This window comes from Ruegeria sp. YTSC325 (genome assembly GCF_059609525.1).
Window position 1 is genome coordinate 30,503 of the sequence record NZ_JBXWLY010000019.1, and the last position, 15,285, is coordinate 45,787.

16 protein-coding genes are annotated in these 15,285 nt (G+C 58.3%); 12 read left to right on the top strand and 4 right to left on the bottom strand.

Annotated elements, in window-relative coordinates; translation table 11 throughout:
* Positions 1–186 precede the first annotated feature (186 nt).
* From rpmH to AC2FF7_RS20195, 12 genes are all read left to right on the top strand, one after another.
* Positions 187–321, top strand: a complete 135-nt coding sequence (gene rpmH / locus AC2FF7_RS20140; protein ID WP_005980833.1) for a 50S ribosomal protein L34 — start codon at positions 187–189, stop codon at positions 319–321.
* 26 nt (positions 322–347) lie between these two features.
* Positions 348–770, top strand: coding sequence for a ribonuclease P protein component (gene rnpA, locus AC2FF7_RS20145; RefSeq protein ID WP_496906231.1), 423 nt, complete (start codon positions 348–350; stop codon positions 768–770).
* A complete protein-coding gene (yidD, locus tag AC2FF7_RS20150) occupies positions 767–1,003 on the top strand; it encodes a membrane protein insertion efficiency factor YidD (protein ID WP_170356651.1) in 237 nt (78 codons plus the stop codon). The genes rnpA and yidD overlap by 4 nt, the downstream gene beginning before the upstream one ends.
* A 31-nt stretch (positions 1,004–1,034) precedes the next feature.
* On the top strand, positions 1,035–2,651 hold the full coding sequence (locus AC2FF7_RS20155; RefSeq protein WP_480870065.1) for an acyl-CoA dehydrogenase family protein: 1,617 nt from the start codon (positions 1,035–1,037) through the stop codon (positions 2,649–2,651).
* A gap of 44 nt (positions 2,652–2,695) precedes the next feature.
* Entirely contained in the window at positions 2,696–3,589 is an 894-nt protein-coding gene (ttcA, locus tag AC2FF7_RS20160) for a tRNA 2-thiocytidine(32) synthetase TtcA (protein ID WP_496906232.1), read from the top strand.
* A 70-nt stretch (positions 3,590–3,659) separates the two neighbouring features.
* Entirely contained in the window at positions 3,660–5,201 is a 1,542-nt protein-coding gene (locus AC2FF7_RS20165; RefSeq protein WP_496906233.1) for a putative bifunctional diguanylate cyclase/phosphodiesterase, read from the top strand.
* Between the two features lie 123 nt (positions 5,202–5,324).
* A complete protein-coding gene (yidC, locus tag AC2FF7_RS20170) occupies positions 5,325–7,154 on the top strand; it encodes a membrane protein insertase YidC (RefSeq protein WP_496906234.1) in 1,830 nt (609 codons plus the stop codon).
* Positions 7,151–7,888 carry an MOSC domain-containing protein gene (locus AC2FF7_RS20175; protein WP_480870073.1) on the top strand — a complete coding sequence of 246 codons (738 nt, stop codon included), beginning with the start codon at positions 7,151–7,153 and terminating at the stop codon, positions 7,886–7,888. Before yidC ends, AC2FF7_RS20175 begins: the two co-directional genes overlap by 4 nt.
* Positions 7,885–8,538, top strand: a complete 654-nt coding sequence (gene yihA / locus AC2FF7_RS20180) for a ribosome biogenesis GTP-binding protein YihA/YsxC (RefSeq protein WP_170356657.1) — start codon at positions 7,885–7,887, stop codon at positions 8,536–8,538. The genes AC2FF7_RS20175 and yihA overlap by 4 nt, the downstream gene beginning before the upstream one ends.
* 60 nt (positions 8,539–8,598) lie before the next feature.
* A complete protein-coding gene (gene argB / locus AC2FF7_RS20185; protein WP_170356658.1) occupies positions 8,599–9,462 on the top strand; it encodes an acetylglutamate kinase in 864 nt (287 codons plus the stop codon).
* Between the two features lie 21 nt (positions 9,463–9,483).
* A complete protein-coding gene (locus tag AC2FF7_RS20190; RefSeq protein ID WP_496906235.1) occupies positions 9,484–10,170 on the top strand; it encodes a ferredoxin in 687 nt (228 codons plus the stop codon).
* Positions 10,167–10,664 carry a SixA phosphatase family protein gene (locus AC2FF7_RS20195; protein WP_170755590.1) on the top strand — a complete coding sequence of 166 codons (498 nt, stop codon included), beginning with the start codon at positions 10,167–10,169 and terminating at the stop codon, positions 10,662–10,664. Before AC2FF7_RS20190 ends, AC2FF7_RS20195 begins: the two co-directional genes overlap by 4 nt.
* A 46-nt stretch (positions 10,665–10,710) precedes the next feature.
* Here the strand turns inward: AC2FF7_RS20195 and AC2FF7_RS20200 are convergent, their stop codons facing one another.
* The 4 genes from AC2FF7_RS20200 to AC2FF7_RS20215 form a co-directional block, all read right to left on the bottom strand.
* Positions 10,711–11,502, bottom strand: coding sequence for an amino acid ABC transporter ATP-binding protein (locus tag AC2FF7_RS20200; RefSeq protein ID WP_353394379.1), 792 nt, complete (start codon positions 11,500–11,502; stop codon positions 10,711–10,713).
* 12 nt (positions 11,503–11,514) lie between these two features.
* Positions 11,515–12,813, bottom strand: a complete 1,299-nt coding sequence (locus tag AC2FF7_RS20205; protein WP_353394382.1) for an amino acid ABC transporter permease — start codon at positions 12,811–12,813, stop codon at positions 11,515–11,517.
* Between the two features lie 2 nt (positions 12,814–12,815).
* Positions 12,816–14,048, bottom strand: coding sequence for an amino acid ABC transporter permease (locus tag AC2FF7_RS20210; protein WP_170356662.1), 1,233 nt, complete (start codon positions 14,046–14,048; stop codon positions 12,816–12,818).
* Between the two features lie 126 nt (positions 14,049–14,174).
* On the bottom strand, positions 14,175–15,191 hold the full coding sequence (locus tag AC2FF7_RS20215; protein WP_170356663.1) for an amino acid ABC transporter substrate-binding protein: 1,017 nt from the start codon (positions 15,189–15,191) through the stop codon (positions 14,175–14,177).
* Positions 15,192–15,285: the final 94 nt, after the last annotated feature.

Genomic DNA, 15,285 nt, shown 5'->3' on the forward strand with positions numbered 1-15,285 from the left:
TCAGGCGGCAAAACCGTCAAATTGAAACTTTTCAACTGTGGCGGTTACAGAATTGTTGCAAAAGGCGGCAAAACCCCCACCTAGGGGTTTGACTTACCCCCCGCCACCCAGTAGAGGACGGGCTTCGAACACTAGGGCAAGGCGAATCTACGCCGCACCCGACCGCTATAGATTGGAGACGGAGCGATGAAACGCACCTATCAGCCTTCGAACCTGGTTCGCAAACGCCGCCACGGTTTCCGCGCGCGCATGGCCACCAAGGCCGGCCGCAAAATCCTGAACGCACGTCGCGCACGCGGCCGCAAGTCGTTGAGCGCGTAAGCCGCTCGACCCTTCAGGTTATGAACATGACGCCGCCGGAGGCCCCTGAGGATGGTTCACACCAACCCAGCAAGCCTCCGGCGGCGTCCGTTTGTGTGTCTGAACCTTTGATCATCCTCAAAAAGCGATCCGATTTCCTGCAGGCCGCCCGCGCGCGGCGGCAGGGGACGTCGTCGATGATGGTGCAGGCCCGTAAACGCGCCCCGGACGAAGCATCGGGGATTCGCGTGGGCTTTACCTGTTCTAAGAAAGTCGGAAATGCCGTCGCCCGCAATCGCGCCAAACGCCGTCTGCGCGAGGCTGCGCGCGCCGTTCTGCCGGTTCGGGGTCACGACGGCTGGGATTACGTCCTGATTGGCCGGGCCGAGGTCACGGCGGATCGCGCCTTTGAGGCGCTGCTGGGCGATCTGCGCTATGCGCTGCGCAAAATCCATAGTGAACGGAAATGACCCTGCTGGCGCGTGTCTTTGCCCTGCCCGTCAAGGCATACCGTCTGATCTTCAGCCCTTGGGTCGGGCATAATTGCCGCTATCAACCCACCTGTTCTGCCTATGCGTTGGAGGCGTTGGAAAAGCACGGCGCCATCAAGGGCGCATGGCTGACCGCGCGCCGTATTGGCCGATGCCATCCGTGGGGTGGCACGGGCTATGACCCGGTGCCCGACGATACCGACGAGGGTTGACCGCGCGCGACCCCGGCCTGACACTCGGCCCATGACCACACGCGCCCGCGACACCCTGCCGACACATGACGTTCTGAACCAACCGCCCGAGCGCGGCGATATCGACCTCTGGACTTCGGACCCGGTACTGCAAGGGTGCGTGAACCGCGCGAAGGGGCGCGTTGACCCGCTGGCGGCCTATGGGCGTGCTCTGGGAACAGCCCAAACCCAAGAGGCCGCGCGCGATGCGAACCGGAATGCCCCGGAACTACGCCTGTTCGATACCGGAGGGCGGCGGTTGGACGAAGTGCGGTTTCACCCCGCCTATCACCAGTTGATACAGCTGAGCCAAAGCGCCGGATACGCCGCGCTGCCGTGGGATAGTCAGCCCGGCGGTCATGCAACCCATGCTGCAATGGTCTATATGGCCAGCCAGATCGAGCCCGGCCACTGCTGCCCTCTGACAATGACCTATGCGGCGGTGCCTGTGTTAAAAGCCGACGCCAATATTGCCCAGTGCTGGGTGCCTAATCTGACCGCGCATACTTACGATCCCGCTATCCAGCCCATAGCGCACAAGCACAGCGCCACGCTGGGCATGGCGATGACCGAGAAACAGGGAGGCTCAGACATCCGCGCCAATACCACCACCGCCACGCGGGACGGTGATCATTGGCGGTTGCACGGGCATAAATGGTTCTGCTCGGCCCCGATGTCGGACGGGTTCCTGACGCTGGCGCAGGCCCCGGGCGGGCTGACTTGTTTCCTTGTGCCACGCTGGCTGGAGGGCGAGCGCAACGCCATCCATCTGATGCGCCTGAAAGACAAGCTGGGCAATCGTGCCAACGCCTCGGCCGAGATCGAATATCACGACGCTCTGGCCCATCAACTGGGCGACGAAGGCGCGGGCATTCGCACGATCCTTGAGATGGTGCATCACACACGGCTTGATACCGCGATGGCCCCCGCCGGGCTGATGCGCGCGGCCCTGTCCTCGGCGCATCACTGGGTCAGTCACCGCAGCGCCTTTCAGCGCCGCCTGATCGACCAACCTCTGATGCACGCCGTGCTGAGTGATCTGATTCTGGATTGGGAGGGCGCGCTGACCCTCGGGATGCGCGTTGCGCAGGCTTTTGACGGGCAAACCCCCAAGGACCGCGCCTTTGCCCGTATCGGCGTGGCGCTGGCCAAGTTCCTCAACAACAAACGCTGCCCCGTGGTCGTAGTCGAAGCGATGGAGGTTCTGGGCGGCATGGGGTACGTCGAAGATACGCCCCTTCCCCTTCTCTACCGCGAGGCACCCCTGAATGGCATCTGGGAGGGATCGGGCAATGTGATCTGCCTTGATATCCTGCGAACGCTGGCGCGTGAGCCTTTGGCCGCCGAGGTTTTGCAGGCCGAACTGGAGACCGCGCGCGGCGCAGACCGCGCCTATGACGCGGCCTTGCAAACCTATCGTGACCAATGGCCCGGCCTGCCCTCTGAACCCGAGGCGCGCTGGTTTGCTGAACGCACCGCTCTGCTGCTGACGGCTTCGCTACTGTTGCGCAACGCCCCATCCGCCGTGGCCGACGGGTTCATCGTGACGCGCCTGACAGGTGACAGCGGTCGCATCCCCGGATCGGTCCGGGGGCTAGACACAGATGCCTTGCTCGCACGGCTGGGCTAAGCGTCACCCTTGCCCGGTTGCGCCAACTATTGTAGGGGCTGCGCATGTTTGACGAAGCTGACGATATCCACCCGCTCTTTGCCGGCGCGCCCTCGACCACCGAGTTCAAGAAGCTGCGCAAGCGCATCGTGCGCCAAACCCGCGAAGCCATCGAGCAATACGGGATAGTGGACCCGTCGGCCCATGACAAAGTTGGCAAACCTCCGCGTTGGTTGGTCTGCCTGTCAGGCGGCAAGGACAGTTATACCCTGCTGGCAGTGCTGTATGAGCTGAAATGGCGCGGTCTTCTGCCCGTCGATCTGCTGGCCTGCAATCTGGATCAGGGGCAACCCGGTTTTCCCGCCACTGTCCTACCCGAGTTTCTGGAACGGATGGGCGTACCCCACCGGATCGAATATCAAGACACCTATTCTGTCGTGATGGACAAAGTACCACAGGGTCGCACCTATTGTGCACTTTGCTCGCGTCTGCGCCGTGGCAATCTCTATCGTATTGCGCGTGAGGAAGGCTGTTCCGCCGTCGTTTTGGGGCACCACCGCGACGACATCCTCGAGACGTTCTTCATGAACCTGTTCCACGGCGGACGTCTGGCCACGATGCCTCCGAAACTGGTGAATGAAGAAGGCGACCTGTTCGTGTTCCGCCCGCTGGCCCATGTGGCCGAAGCCGATTGCGAGAAATTCGCCAACGCAATGAGCTACCCAATCATCCCCTGCGATCTGTGCGGCAGTCAGGACGGGTTGCAGCGTCAGCAGGTGAAACAGATTCTCGACCAGTGGGAAAAGAACAGCCCCGGTCGGCGACAAGTGATGTTCCGCGCTCTGACAAACGCGCGGCCGTCTCATCTTTTGGACCCAAAATTGTTTGATTTCGCAGGGCTTTCTTTAGAACCCGGCGAAAAAGGCAAAATTGCTGACGAAATTCCACATCTGCGTTAACGTCTGACTCAGATTGCTTTTCTAGGGTTGACCACAGCGTGCGACGCCCAAGAAAAAGGCCCGTAATCTGATGTGGAAAAATATCTCTGTCAGCAGAGTTCTGAATGTCCTGACAACCGTACTCAGCGGCCCTCAGGCCTTGGCTTTCATCCCTGCGATCAGCCTCGCTGCCTTCTGGATCGGCGGGGAACGCGCCCTGGTCATCGTGGCCCTGTCCCTACCGGTTCTAGTAGCAATCATCCTGACGGCTGCAGATACTGCTAAGTCACACGCAGACCGAAGCGAAGCCAACGGCCTTAAATCTATCGGCAGTTTCGCCTCGGAAATCGAGGGGTTCTATCAAACGGCGCGCAATATCCGCGAAGAATCCGCCTGCCTGATCGTCGCTTTGGACAACTTCGACGAGTTTATTGATCTGCACGGGAATGCGGCGGCCAACCATATGGCAGAACAATTCTGTGCCCGCGTTTTATCTGCTATCCGCGCGCAGGATATTGCCACGCAGCTGGACCCGCACAAGATTGCCATTGGCTTGCGGCCATCAAAGCACCTTGACCTTGAGGCTTGCATTCAGATGTCCGGTCGTATCCAATCTGCCATTGAAGAGCCCTTGACCCTCAATGGTTCTGGAATCTACGTCTCATGCTCGATCGGGTTCAGCTTGCTAACCTCTTCACGCGACGACGGATTCGAAACTTGGATCGACGCAGCCTCATCCGCGCTGGAAGAGGCGCAAAGAAATGGGCCCTCGACCATACGCGCTTATTCCAACGAAACGCGTCGTCGATCGCGCATTCGTGCAAATTTACGTAAAGAGTTCGACGCGGCTCTGGACAGCGGAGAAATCCGCCCATGGTTCCAACCGCAAGTCTCGACCGATACGGGACGCGTGACCGGATTCGAGGCGCTGGCCCGGTGGGAGCATCCGCAAAAGGGCGTGCTGGGTCCGAATATCTTCCTGCCCTTCGCTGAGCAGGCCGAGCTGATGGAGCGGTTTGGTCAGGCAATGCGCCACCACGCGTTCACAGCGATGCAAAAATGGGATCGCGCCGGGGTTATAGTGCCGCGGATCGGGATCAACTTTTCATCGGACGAGTTGCGGGATCCTACACTCATTGATCGGCTAAAATGGGAATTGGATCAGAATGATCTGACCCCGGACAGATTGGCCGTCGAAGTGCTTGAGACAGTGTTTTCTCGCAGACCGGATGACGTGATCACCCGCAACGTGACAAGTATGTCAAAGCTGGGCTGTTGCATTGACCTTGACGATTTCGGTACAGGTCATGCCTCGATCGCGTCGATCAAACGTTTTGACGTCTCGCGCATCAAGATTGATCGTTCTTTCGTGACAAAGGCGGACAAGGACGCCAGCCAGCAGCAAATGGTCAGTGCCATTCTCACAATGGCGGAACGGCTGAATTTGGAAACTCTGGCTGAAGGCGTGGAAACTCCGGGAGAGCATGCATTGATGGCCCAGTTGGGATGCGATCACGTTCAGGATTTTGGGATCGGAAAACCCATGCCATTCGAAAAAACGCTGGACTGGATCGCAGCGCATCAGAACAAGGTGAATGGAGTTCCCAAGATAGGGCGGCAAACTGGCTCTTGATCGGCCAATTCCGCATGAAAAACCCAATCCGCGACGGTTTGACGGGCGAATCCGCTTGACCTTTGGGGCTGCACTCTGTTGAACCCACCGGGTGTGTTTCACTGCTTAAGGTGGCTGTCCCAGATGGACGATCAGAATAAGAATCTCATCCTCGCAACCGCGCTCAGCTTTCTCGTGATCCTTGTTTGGTTCGTGCTGTTCCCACCGCCGGAACAAACCGCGCTGCCCGATCAGGCTGAAATCAGCGCCACCGACGCGACCGAGGTTCAGACGCCCAGCGCCACAAACGCCGGCACGACCGGTGAGGCGACAGCTGCTGCAGAAGAAACGCTGCCCGATGCCGAAGCACCACGCATTGTGATCGACACACCTCGTCTGGAGGGCAGCCTCTCCCTGTCAGGTGGCCGCATCGATGAGCTATTCCTGAAGGACTACAAAGTCTCGATCGAAGAAGGCGCGCCGATTGTGGAACTGCTGTCCCCGGTCGGATCGGAATCGGCCTATTATGCGCTGTACGGCTGGGCACCTGGCACAGGTGTTGCAGGCACCGATGTCCCGGGCCCGAACACGTTGTGGACTTTGGAAAGCGGTGAGACGTTGGGCGTCGACACGCCGGTCACGCTGAAATGGGACAATGGCAACGGCCTGACCTTCCGCCGCACAATCTCGGTGGACGAAAACTATATGTTCGACGTCACCCAATCGGTGGAAAACAACACGCAGGCCGAGGTGGGCATGGCCCCCTATGGCATTCTGGCCCGCCACGGCATCGGTGAAGACGGTGACCTGCCCGACCTGAAGAATTTCTTCATCCTCCACGAAGGGGTCATGGTTATGGCCGACGGCGTGCTGGACGAGATCGACTATGGAGACGTCCGCGACTTTGACATCGACCCGAACGAACGCGCTCAGGCCGAGGTGTTTCAGGTCAAGGAAGGCGGCTGGGTCGGCTTCACTGATCACTACTGGATGACCACTCTGATCCCCGAAGAAGGTGCGACCTTCAAGGCTGCTGCGAAATACGACGCCCGCCGCAAGATTTATCAGACCGAGACAGTCCTGCCCACACTGACCGTCGCCCCCGGCGCGACAGAAGAAGTGACCACCCAACTATTCGCAGGCGCGAAGGAATGGGAAACCATCCGTGAGTATCAAGCCGAAGGCGTACAGAAGTTTATCGATAGCATCGACTGGGGCTGGTTCTATTTCCTGACCAAGCCGATCTTCTGGCTGCTGCACAACATCAACGTTCTGATCGGCAACATGGGCTGGTCTATTATCGGCCTGACCCTGATCATCAAGGCGATCCTCTTCCCGCTGGCATTCAAATCCTACGTCTCGATGGCGAAGATGAAGGAACTGCAGCCGCAGATGGAAGCCCTGAAAGAGGCCGCTGGTGACGACCGCCAGAAGATGCAGCAAGGCATGATGGAGCTGTACAAGAAGGAAAAGGTGAACCCCGCCGCAGGTTGTTTGCCGATCCTGATGCAGATTCCGATCTTCTTCTCGCTGTATAAGGTGATCTTTGTCACGATCGAACTGCGTCAGGCCCCGTGGTTTGGACCATTCCAGGACCTCAGCGCGCCCGACCCAACCTCGATACTGAACTTCTTTGGCTGGCTACCGTGGGCCGGTCCGCAGCCCGATACACTGATGGCGCTGATCTTCATCGGTATTCTGCCGCTGTTGCTGGGTGTTTCAATGTGGCTGCAGCAAAAGCTGAACCCGGCACCAACTGACGCGACCCAGGCGATGATCTTTGCGTGGATGCCGTGGGTCTTTATGTTCATGCTTGGCAGCTTTGCCAGTGGCCTGGTGGTCTACTGGATTGCGAACAACACGATTACATTTACCCAGCAATACCTGATCATGCGCAGCCAGGGCTACAAGCCGGACGTGTTCGGAAACATAAAGTCAAGCTTCAAACGAACACCGAAGACGGATGACAAATGACAGGTGAAGTAACCAACCTCTGGCGACATCCGATCAAAAGCCATGGCCGCGAGGCCGTGCAGACCGTCACTTTGAACCCCGGGCAAACCATGCCCGGGGATCGTGTTTGGGCCGTCGCGCATGAAGCGTCGAAAACGGATGGAACCGAATGGGCACCTTGTGTCAATTTCAGCCGCGGTGCCAAAGCACCGTCGCTGATGGCAATCTCGGCCCGTACCAAAGGTGATACGGTCACACTGACCCATCCCGAACGACCCGAGCTGCACTTTCAGCCCGACACGCAACAAGATGCCTTTCTGGATTGGGTCAAGCCGCTGATGCCTGCGGATCGTGCGGCCTCGGCCCGCATCGTCCGAGTGCCTGGACGAGGGATGACGGACAGCGATTTCCCTTCGATTAGCCTGTGCAACATGGCCACGCATCGCGCGGTCGAGCAGAAGTTGGGGCAAGAACTTTCCCCAGTACGCTGGCGCGGCAATATTTGGTTCGACGGGCTGCCCCTGTGGGAAGAATTCGAATGGCTGGGCCGCGAAGTACAGATCGGGCAGGCTGTGTTGCATGTCCGCGAGCGTATCACCCGATGCCTTGCGACGACTGCCAACCCCGATACAGGTGCGCGTGATGCCGATACTTTGGCGGCGCTCAATACCTGGGATCATCAGGATTTCGGTGTTTACGCCGAGGTGATAAGGGGTGGCGAGGTCAAAACCGGTGACAAGGTTCAACTGCTATGACCACCCTGCCCTTTCCCTTAGCCGAAACACCGGATGAGTTCGCGCAAGAGCGTGGCCGCAAACTGTTTGCCGGCGAATCCGAGTTTGTCAAAGGCGTGGTCGCCATGAACGGCTTACCCGCGCCAGACCGGCTAGAGGTGTGTTTTGCCGGGCGTTCGAATGTGGGCAAGTCCAGCCTGATCAACGCGCTGACCGGCACCAAGGGATTGGCGCGTGCCTCGAACACGCCGGGCCGCACACAAGAGATCAACTTTTTCACCCAAGGCCCCGAGCTGTATCTGGTCGACCTGCCCGGCTATGGCTATGCTAATGCGCCGGTCAAGGTTGTCGAAAAATGGCAGCGGCTGCTGAAACAATACCTGAGCGGACGTCAAACACTGCGCAGGGCCTTTGTTCTGATCGACTCGCGCCACGGGGTGAAGCCTGTCGATGCCGAGATCATGAAGCTCCTGGACACCAGCGCCGTGACCTTTCAATGCGTGATGACCAAGGCCGACAAGGTCAAAGCCAACGAGCGCGAAAAGGTTCTGGATCAGGTACGCGGAGCGCTGTCGAAACACCCTGCCGCCTTCCCTGAAATCGTGCTGACCTCGTCCGAAAAGGGCGACGGGATTCCCACGCTGCGCTCTATCATTGCGCATCTGGAATAGCTTGCCCCTTGGCAGCACCGGGCAAAGGCCCTAACACGGAATGCCAGAGGGACAGCAGCCATGAAGACAAGAGATATGAACCGGGACTGGATCGCCACCGCAGCCACCTTGAATAGCGCTTTGCCGTATCTGCAGCGTTATGACGATGCCATTGTCGTCATCAAGCTGGGCGGACACGCAATGGGCAGTGACGAGGCGATGGAAAGCTTTGCCCGCGACGTCGTGCTGATGCGTCAGGTCGGTGTGAACCCGGTGGTCGTCCACGGTGGCGGCCCGATGATCAACGCAATGCTAGGCAAGTTGGACATCCAGTCCGAATTTGTAGGCGGCAAACGCGTGACCGATAAAGCCACCGTCGAAGTGGTCGAGATGGTCCTGTCTGGCCTTGTGAACAAGCGCATCGTCCAAGCGATCAACGATCAGGGCGGCTCGGCTGTGGGCCTGTCGGGCAAAGATGCCAACCTGATGGTCTGCGATCAAGCCGATCCGGCCCTTGGCTTTGTAGGCTCTCCGGCGGACATGAACCCGAAAATCCTACACGACCTGTTTTCGCATGATGTGATCCCGGTGATCGCGCCGCTGGGTGCAGGCCGGAACGGAGAGACGCTGAACGTCAATGGCGATACCGCCGCAGGTGCGATTGCCTCGGCACTGAAAGCGGATCGCCTGTTGCTGCTGACCGATGTTTCGGGCGTCAAGAACGCTGCGGGCGAAGTCGTAACCGAACTGAAGGCCGGTCAGATCCGCGAGATGACCATGGAAGGTACGATCGCAGGCGGTATGATCCCCAAGACTGAAACGGCACTGGATGCTTTGCACAGCGGCGTACGGGCGGTGGTCATTCTGGACGGTCGCGCCCCCAACGCGGTGCTCTTGGAACTGTTTACCGAACACGGCGCAGGGTCACTGATCCGCCCCGACTGAGTCCCCCACAGCGGAGAAGAGATGACGCAACACGCCCCCGCCTCAGCCTATAAAGCGGCTATCAGCTATGGCTGGGTGGGACGTGTCGCGCATCAGGCCGGGTTAATCACCATGGGCGCGACCCATCCCCGTACCAGCGGAGCCAAGGGGCTGGACGGTGGCACTCTGGTTCTGTTGGGCGCGGGGCCAGGCTTTTGGCCGGTCCTGAAAGCGGCCCCGGAATGGAACGGCCCCGATCCTGTCGACCGCTGGTCAACCCGCGTGATTGGACAAATGGCGCTTGATCTGGGGGCTGATGCGCATTTCCCTTTCGGCGGCCCACCTTATGCACCTTTCATCGACTGGGCGCTGAAATCCGGGCGAACCTTCAGCAGCCCGGTGGGCGCGCTGGTGCATGACACCGTGGGTATGATGATCTCATATCGGGGTGCGCTGCATTTCGCACAGGAGTTCGAGATACCCGAGGCGGTAGCACCCTCGCCGTGCACCACCTGTGCCGCGCCCTGCACCTCGACCTGCCCCGTGGGCGCGTTGAACGATCAGGAATTCTATGACGTGGGCGCATGCCATGCGCACCTCTCCACAGACGAGGGCCAAACCTGCATGACGGGAGGCTGCCTTGCACGTCTGTCCTGCCCTGTCAGCGCCGGCGCCAATCGCGACCCCGAGCAGTCCGCCCATCATATGAAAGCGTTCCACCCATCATGAGCCTGACTCTGATCCTTACCCGCCACGCAAAATCCAGTTGGGGCGATACAACGCTCGAGGATCATGACCGCCCCCTGAACAAACGCGGCCGGAAATCTGCACGCGCCATTGGCAGGTGGTTGAATGAACACGGATGGACGCCGGACGAAGTAATCAGCTCTACGGCAATCCGGACGCGTGAAACATGGGATCGCATGGGGCTGCAAGCCGACAGGATTTGCTTTCACCGCGCACTATATCTAGCCGAACCCGAAGACATGCTGATTGAACTGTCGGGCGCGACGCAGCCAACGGTTATGATGCTAGGCCACAACTCGGGCATATGCGAGTTCGCCCGCCGGATCGTTCGTCGTCCCCCAGATCACCCACGTTTCTTGGATTACCCGACATGTGCGACAACCGTGATCCAGTTTAGCATCAAGGATTGGGCAGATATCGACTGGCGAAGTGGGGATGTTATGGGCTTCATCACACCGCGCGAATTGCTGGAATAGAAAAAGGCGAGGCCGAAGCCCCGCCCTTTCCTGGATTTTCGCCGGATCAGTGACCCAAAATCTGACTGAGGAACAGCTTGGTCCGTTCGCTCTGCGGGTTGTTGAAGAACTCTTCGGGTTCGTTCTGTTCCACGATCTGACCGGCATCCATAAAGATCACGCGGTTGGCGACCTGACGGGCAAACCCCATCTCGTGTGTGACGCACAGCATGGTCATGCCTTCCTCGGCCAGTTCGATCATGGTGTCGAGCACCTCTTTGATCATCTCGGGGTCCAGCGCCGATGTTGGTTCATCGAACAACATGATCCGCGGCATCATGCACAAGGACCGCGCAATCGCCACACGCTGCTGCTGACCACCAGACAATTGGCCGGGATACTTCAGCGCCTGATCCGGGATTTTCACCTTTTCCAGGAAATGCATCGCGCGCTCTTCGGCTTCTTTCTTGGGCGTCTTGCGCACCCAGATCGGGGCCAGCGTGCAGTTTTCCAGAATGGTCAGGTGCGGGAACAGGTTGAAGTGCTGGAACACCATGCCAACCTCGGACCGGATCTTGTCGATGTTTTTTAAGTCATTCGACAGCTCGGTCCCGTCCACGATAATCGTGCCCTGCTGATGTTCCTCCAGCGCGTTCAGGCAGCGGATCAGCGTGGATTTGCCCGACCCTGATGGCCCCGCGATCACGATCCGCTCGCCCTGATTGACGGTCAGATTGATGTCGCGCAGCACGTGGAATGACCCGTACCACTTGTTCATGCCGTTGATTTCGATGGCGACCTCGTCGCTCACCTGCATCTTCGAGCGGTCGATTTCGCGTTCAATTGCAAGTTCAGACATGTGTTGAACTCCTTAACGGTGGTCCGTGGCAAGGCGACGCTCGAGCCACTGGGAATATTGAGAAATGCCGTAGCAGACGACGAAGAACAGAAGCGCGGCAAAGCCAAGAAGCTCCCAATAGACGCCGTTCCATTCGGTTGACGCCAGGATGGGCCCCCGGATCATGCCCACCAGATCGAACATCGAAATGACCGAAACCAGTGTGGTATCTTTAAACAGGCCTACGGCCACGTTCACGATACCAGGGATCGAGATCTTCAGAGCCTGCGGCAGGATGATCAGGCGCATCGCCTGCGGGTAATCCAAACCAAGGCTATCTGCTGCCTCGTACTGCCCACGTGGAAGCGCTGCCAGACCGCCCCGGATCACCTCGGCGATATAAGCGGCCGAGAACATGGTGATCATGATCACCACGCGCAGAAACAGGTCGACCGTACTGTCAGGCGGGAAGAAGTAGGCCAGCATCACCGAAGCCACGAACAGCAGCGTGATCAAAGGCACGCCACGGATGAATTCGATGAAGATGACACAGACCCATTTGATCAGCGGCATTGACGACTGACGACCCAGCGCCAAAGCGATCCCAAGCGGCACTGAAAGCGATACGCAGGTCAAACCCAGCATCATGTTCAGCATAAAGCCACCCAGATCACGGCTTGGAACGGCGGTGAGCATAGCACCTTCGTTGGCACCTTCCGGGATCAGAGCCCCACCGATATTCCAAACGATCAGAGCCACCACTATCGCGCCAAAGAACCCAGCGGCAAAGCTGTTACGGCCAAGTTTCTGGAAAACGACACCCGCGGCAACAAAACCAAGCAGCGCCACGATTGGAACCAGAATGCTGCCACCCCAAATCAGCCAGAATGCGATGAAGGGATACAGCGCCGTGAACACCAGAAGTTTGCGCGGCAGGTCAAAGAACAGAACCGGCGCCAGCGCCACCAGCATAAGCACAAAGGCCAGATTTGGGCGCCAATAAGCTTCTGCAGGGTATTTGAACCCATAGATCAACTGATGCCAGCGTTCGGTCAGAACTGCAAAGCACGCACCGGTTTTTCCATCCAGAATCTCGCGGCATTGAGCAAGCGAGTCCGCGTTCCACACGCCGTTCAAAATCCATGGCAACGTGTTCTTGAGAAGAACATAGATTAGCAAGATGGATAGAACTGTCAGTATCGTGTTCGTGACGCCCGAGAACAAGTTCTCGCGCAGCCATTTGACAATACCCGTCTGGTTTGCCGGCGGTGGAGAAGGAGGAATAGTTCCTTCAGCCACAAAGGCGATCGGGTTTGTTGTTTGATCAGCCATGCTCAGCGCTCCTTCAACTTGACGGATGCGTTGTAGATATTCATCACCATCGAGATCATCAGAGAGGCTGTCAGATAGAACAGCATCAGCAGCAAGACGCATTCAATCGCACGACCCGTTTGGTTCAACGTGATACCGCCCAGCGTCGCAGTGATGTCCGCGTAACCCACCGCAATCGCCAGAGACGAGTTCTTGGTGATGTTGAGATACTGCGAAATCAGCGGCGGGATGATGACCCGCAAAGCCTGAGGCAAGATGACCAGATTCATGATCCGACCCTGACGCAGACCCAACGCGGCGGCGGCCTCTGTCTGACCTTTCGATATCGCTTGGATACCCGCCCGGACGTTTTCCGCGATGAAGGCACCGGTGTAGATCGACAATGCGAACCAAAGCGCAATGAGCGGACCACCGACCTTAATTCCTCCGCTGAAGTTAAAGCCTTTCAGCGCCGGGACATCCCAAGTCAATCCCATCAAAACCATCAACAGAGCAAACGGTACCAGCCAAACTGCCAGCTTGACGACCAGGGTTTTGGGCCGTTCGCCGGTTTGCTCTTGCTTCAAAGTGGCACGTTTCTCGATTTCACGAGATCCGAACCAGGATCCGATCAGAACCACGACAACCAGCAGCCAATTCAAGACCGTCGCGCCAAACAAGCCGTTTGTAAATTCTGGGCGGGGAATATAGACGCCACGGTTGGTGAAGGCGAACAAATCAAACAGCATGCTTGAAGTCGGGTTGTCGCCTCGGAAAGCCCGCGGCCCCGGCAAAACTGCCGTCATGATGGTGAAAATGATGATGATCCAGATGAGAACCGGAATATTCCGGAATATCTCGACATACACCGCCATCAGCTTGGAAACGAGCCAGTTGTTCGACAAACGCAGCACACCTGCGATTACGCCAAACACTGTGGCCGTAATACATGCCAAAAACGCAACCAAAAGGGTGTTCAGAATACCGACGACAGCCGCTCTTCCGTGCGAAGACTGGCTGTCATACTCGATCAGTCGCTGGTTGATGTCATACCCGGCCGGGTCGCCCAGGAATGTGTAGGAGATATTGAGCCCCGCGGCCCGAAGGTTCTGGATCAGGTTATTACCCAGATACCAAATACAAAGCGCAATGACGATTGCCGCAATCACCTGGAAAGTAAGTGAGCGATAGCGGGTATCGTTTATGAGCATAGACAACCGAAAGTCAGCTTTCGGTGGGTCAGTCATAGTCGACATATTATGGGATCCCCGTGCTTTTCGGACGCTTCCTTCCCGGCAGGGTTTTCCCCGCTCCCGAGCAGTCCGTAGCATTCTGTTTTGGAAAAAGGGCGCAGGTTAACCCTGCGCCCTTTTCAATGGATTTTATCGGAACGGCGGCGAGTACAGCAGGCCGCCATCGGTCCACTGTGCGTTCAGACCGCGTGCCAGACCGATTGGAGTTTCTTCGCCGATGTTCTGCGCGAAGACTTCGCCATAGTTGCCGCCCGATTTGATCGCTTTCATAGCCCAGTCGGCATCCAGACCCAGCATCTCGCCCAGAGTACCTTCGGTACCCAGCAGACGGTTCACTTCCGGGTTGTTGGTGCCAGCGGCCATCTCGTCGATGTTGGCTGAGGTCACGCCCAGCTCTTCAGCCGAGATCAGCGCGTTCAGAGTCCAGCGGACAACGTCGCCCCACTCGTGATCGCCATGACGGACCAGCGGGCCCAGCGGCTCTTTCGAGATGATTTCGGGCAGCAGGACGTGCGCCGACGGATCTTCAAATGTGGCGCGGGTTGCGGCCAGACCAGATGCGTCGGTGGTGTAAACGTCACATGCGCCAGCCAGATACTGCTGCTGCGCTTCAGCGTTGGTTTCGATCGGAACCGGCTCGTAGCTGATGTTGTTCGAGCGGAAGAAGTCCGCCAGGTTCAGCTCGGTGGTGGTGCCGGTCTGGATGCAGACGGTTGCGCCGTCCAGTTCCTTGGCCGAGCTGACGCCCAGCGCCTTGGGAACCATGAAGCCCTGACCGTCGTAGTAGTTTACGCCCACGAATTCGAACTTCAGGTCCACGTCGCGGCTGAACGTCCACGTGGTGTTACGGGCCAGCATGTCGATCTCACCCGAGGCCAGCGCAGTAAAGCGGGTTTTACCAGTTGTCGGAACAAACTCGACGGCGCTTGCATCGCCCAGAACGGCTGCTGCGACAGCACGGCAGACCGCAACGTCAAAGCCTTTCCATTCACCATTTGCATCGGGTGCAGCAAAGCCAACCAGACCGGTGGTTACACCGCAGTTCAGCTTACCGCGCGCTTTAACATCATCGACAGTCCCCGCTGTCGCTGCGCCTGCAGCCAGGCCGGCAACGGTCGCCACGCCCAAAATTACGGATTTTTTCATTTTTACCTCTTCCTGATTTTCCGCCCCTGTCCAGAGACGGTTCTGTCCGGCACCTTTGGCACCGGAAAGGTTTCCCCAAAGGTGTCTCCCCTTT

Coding starts and splice junctions, on each gene's coding strand:
- ttcA (WP_496906232.1), top strand. CDS start 2,696: ATGTTTGACGAAGCTGACGATATCCACCCGCTCTTTGCCGGCGCGCCC.
- AC2FF7_RS20190 (WP_496906235.1), top strand. CDS start 9,484: ATGACGCAACACGCCCCCGCCTCAGCCTATAAAGCGGCTATCAGCTAT.
- AC2FF7_RS20205 (WP_353394382.1), bottom strand. CDS start 12,813: ATGGCTGATCAAACAACAAACCCGATCGCCTTTGTGGCTGAAGGAACT.
- yidD (WP_170356651.1), top strand. CDS start 767: ATGACCCTGCTGGCGCGTGTCTTTGCCCTGCCCGTCAAGGCATACCGT.
- yihA (WP_170356657.1), top strand. CDS start 7,885: ATGACCACCCTGCCCTTTCCCTTAGCCGAAACACCGGATGAGTTCGCG.
- argB (WP_170356658.1), top strand. CDS start 8,599: ATGAAGACAAGAGATATGAACCGGGACTGGATCGCCACCGCAGCCACC.
- AC2FF7_RS20210 (WP_170356662.1), bottom strand. CDS start 14,048: ATGTCGACTATGACTGACCCACCGAAAGCTGACTTTCGGTTGTCTATG.
- AC2FF7_RS20155 (WP_480870065.1), top strand. CDS start 1,035: ATGACCACACGCGCCCGCGACACCCTGCCGACACATGACGTTCTGAAC.
- yidC (WP_496906234.1), top strand. CDS start 5,325: ATGGACGATCAGAATAAGAATCTCATCCTCGCAACCGCGCTCAGCTTT.
- AC2FF7_RS20215 (WP_170356663.1), bottom strand. CDS start 15,191: ATGAAAAAATCCGTAATTTTGGGCGTGGCGACCGTTGCCGGCCTGGCT.
- AC2FF7_RS20200 (WP_353394379.1), bottom strand. CDS start 11,502: ATGTCTGAACTTGCAATTGAACGCGAAATCGACCGCTCGAAGATGCAG.
- rpmH (WP_005980833.1), top strand. CDS start 187: ATGAAACGCACCTATCAGCCTTCGAACCTGGTTCGCAAACGCCGCCAC.
- AC2FF7_RS20165 (WP_496906233.1), top strand. CDS start 3,660: ATGTGGAAAAATATCTCTGTCAGCAGAGTTCTGAATGTCCTGACAACC.
- AC2FF7_RS20195 (WP_170755590.1), top strand. CDS start 10,167: ATGAGCCTGACTCTGATCCTTACCCGCCACGCAAAATCCAGTTGGGGC.
- AC2FF7_RS20175 (WP_480870073.1), top strand. CDS start 7,151: ATGACAGGTGAAGTAACCAACCTCTGGCGACATCCGATCAAAAGCCAT.
- rnpA (WP_496906231.1), top strand. CDS start 348: ATGACGCCGCCGGAGGCCCCTGAGGATGGTTCACACCAACCCAGCAAG.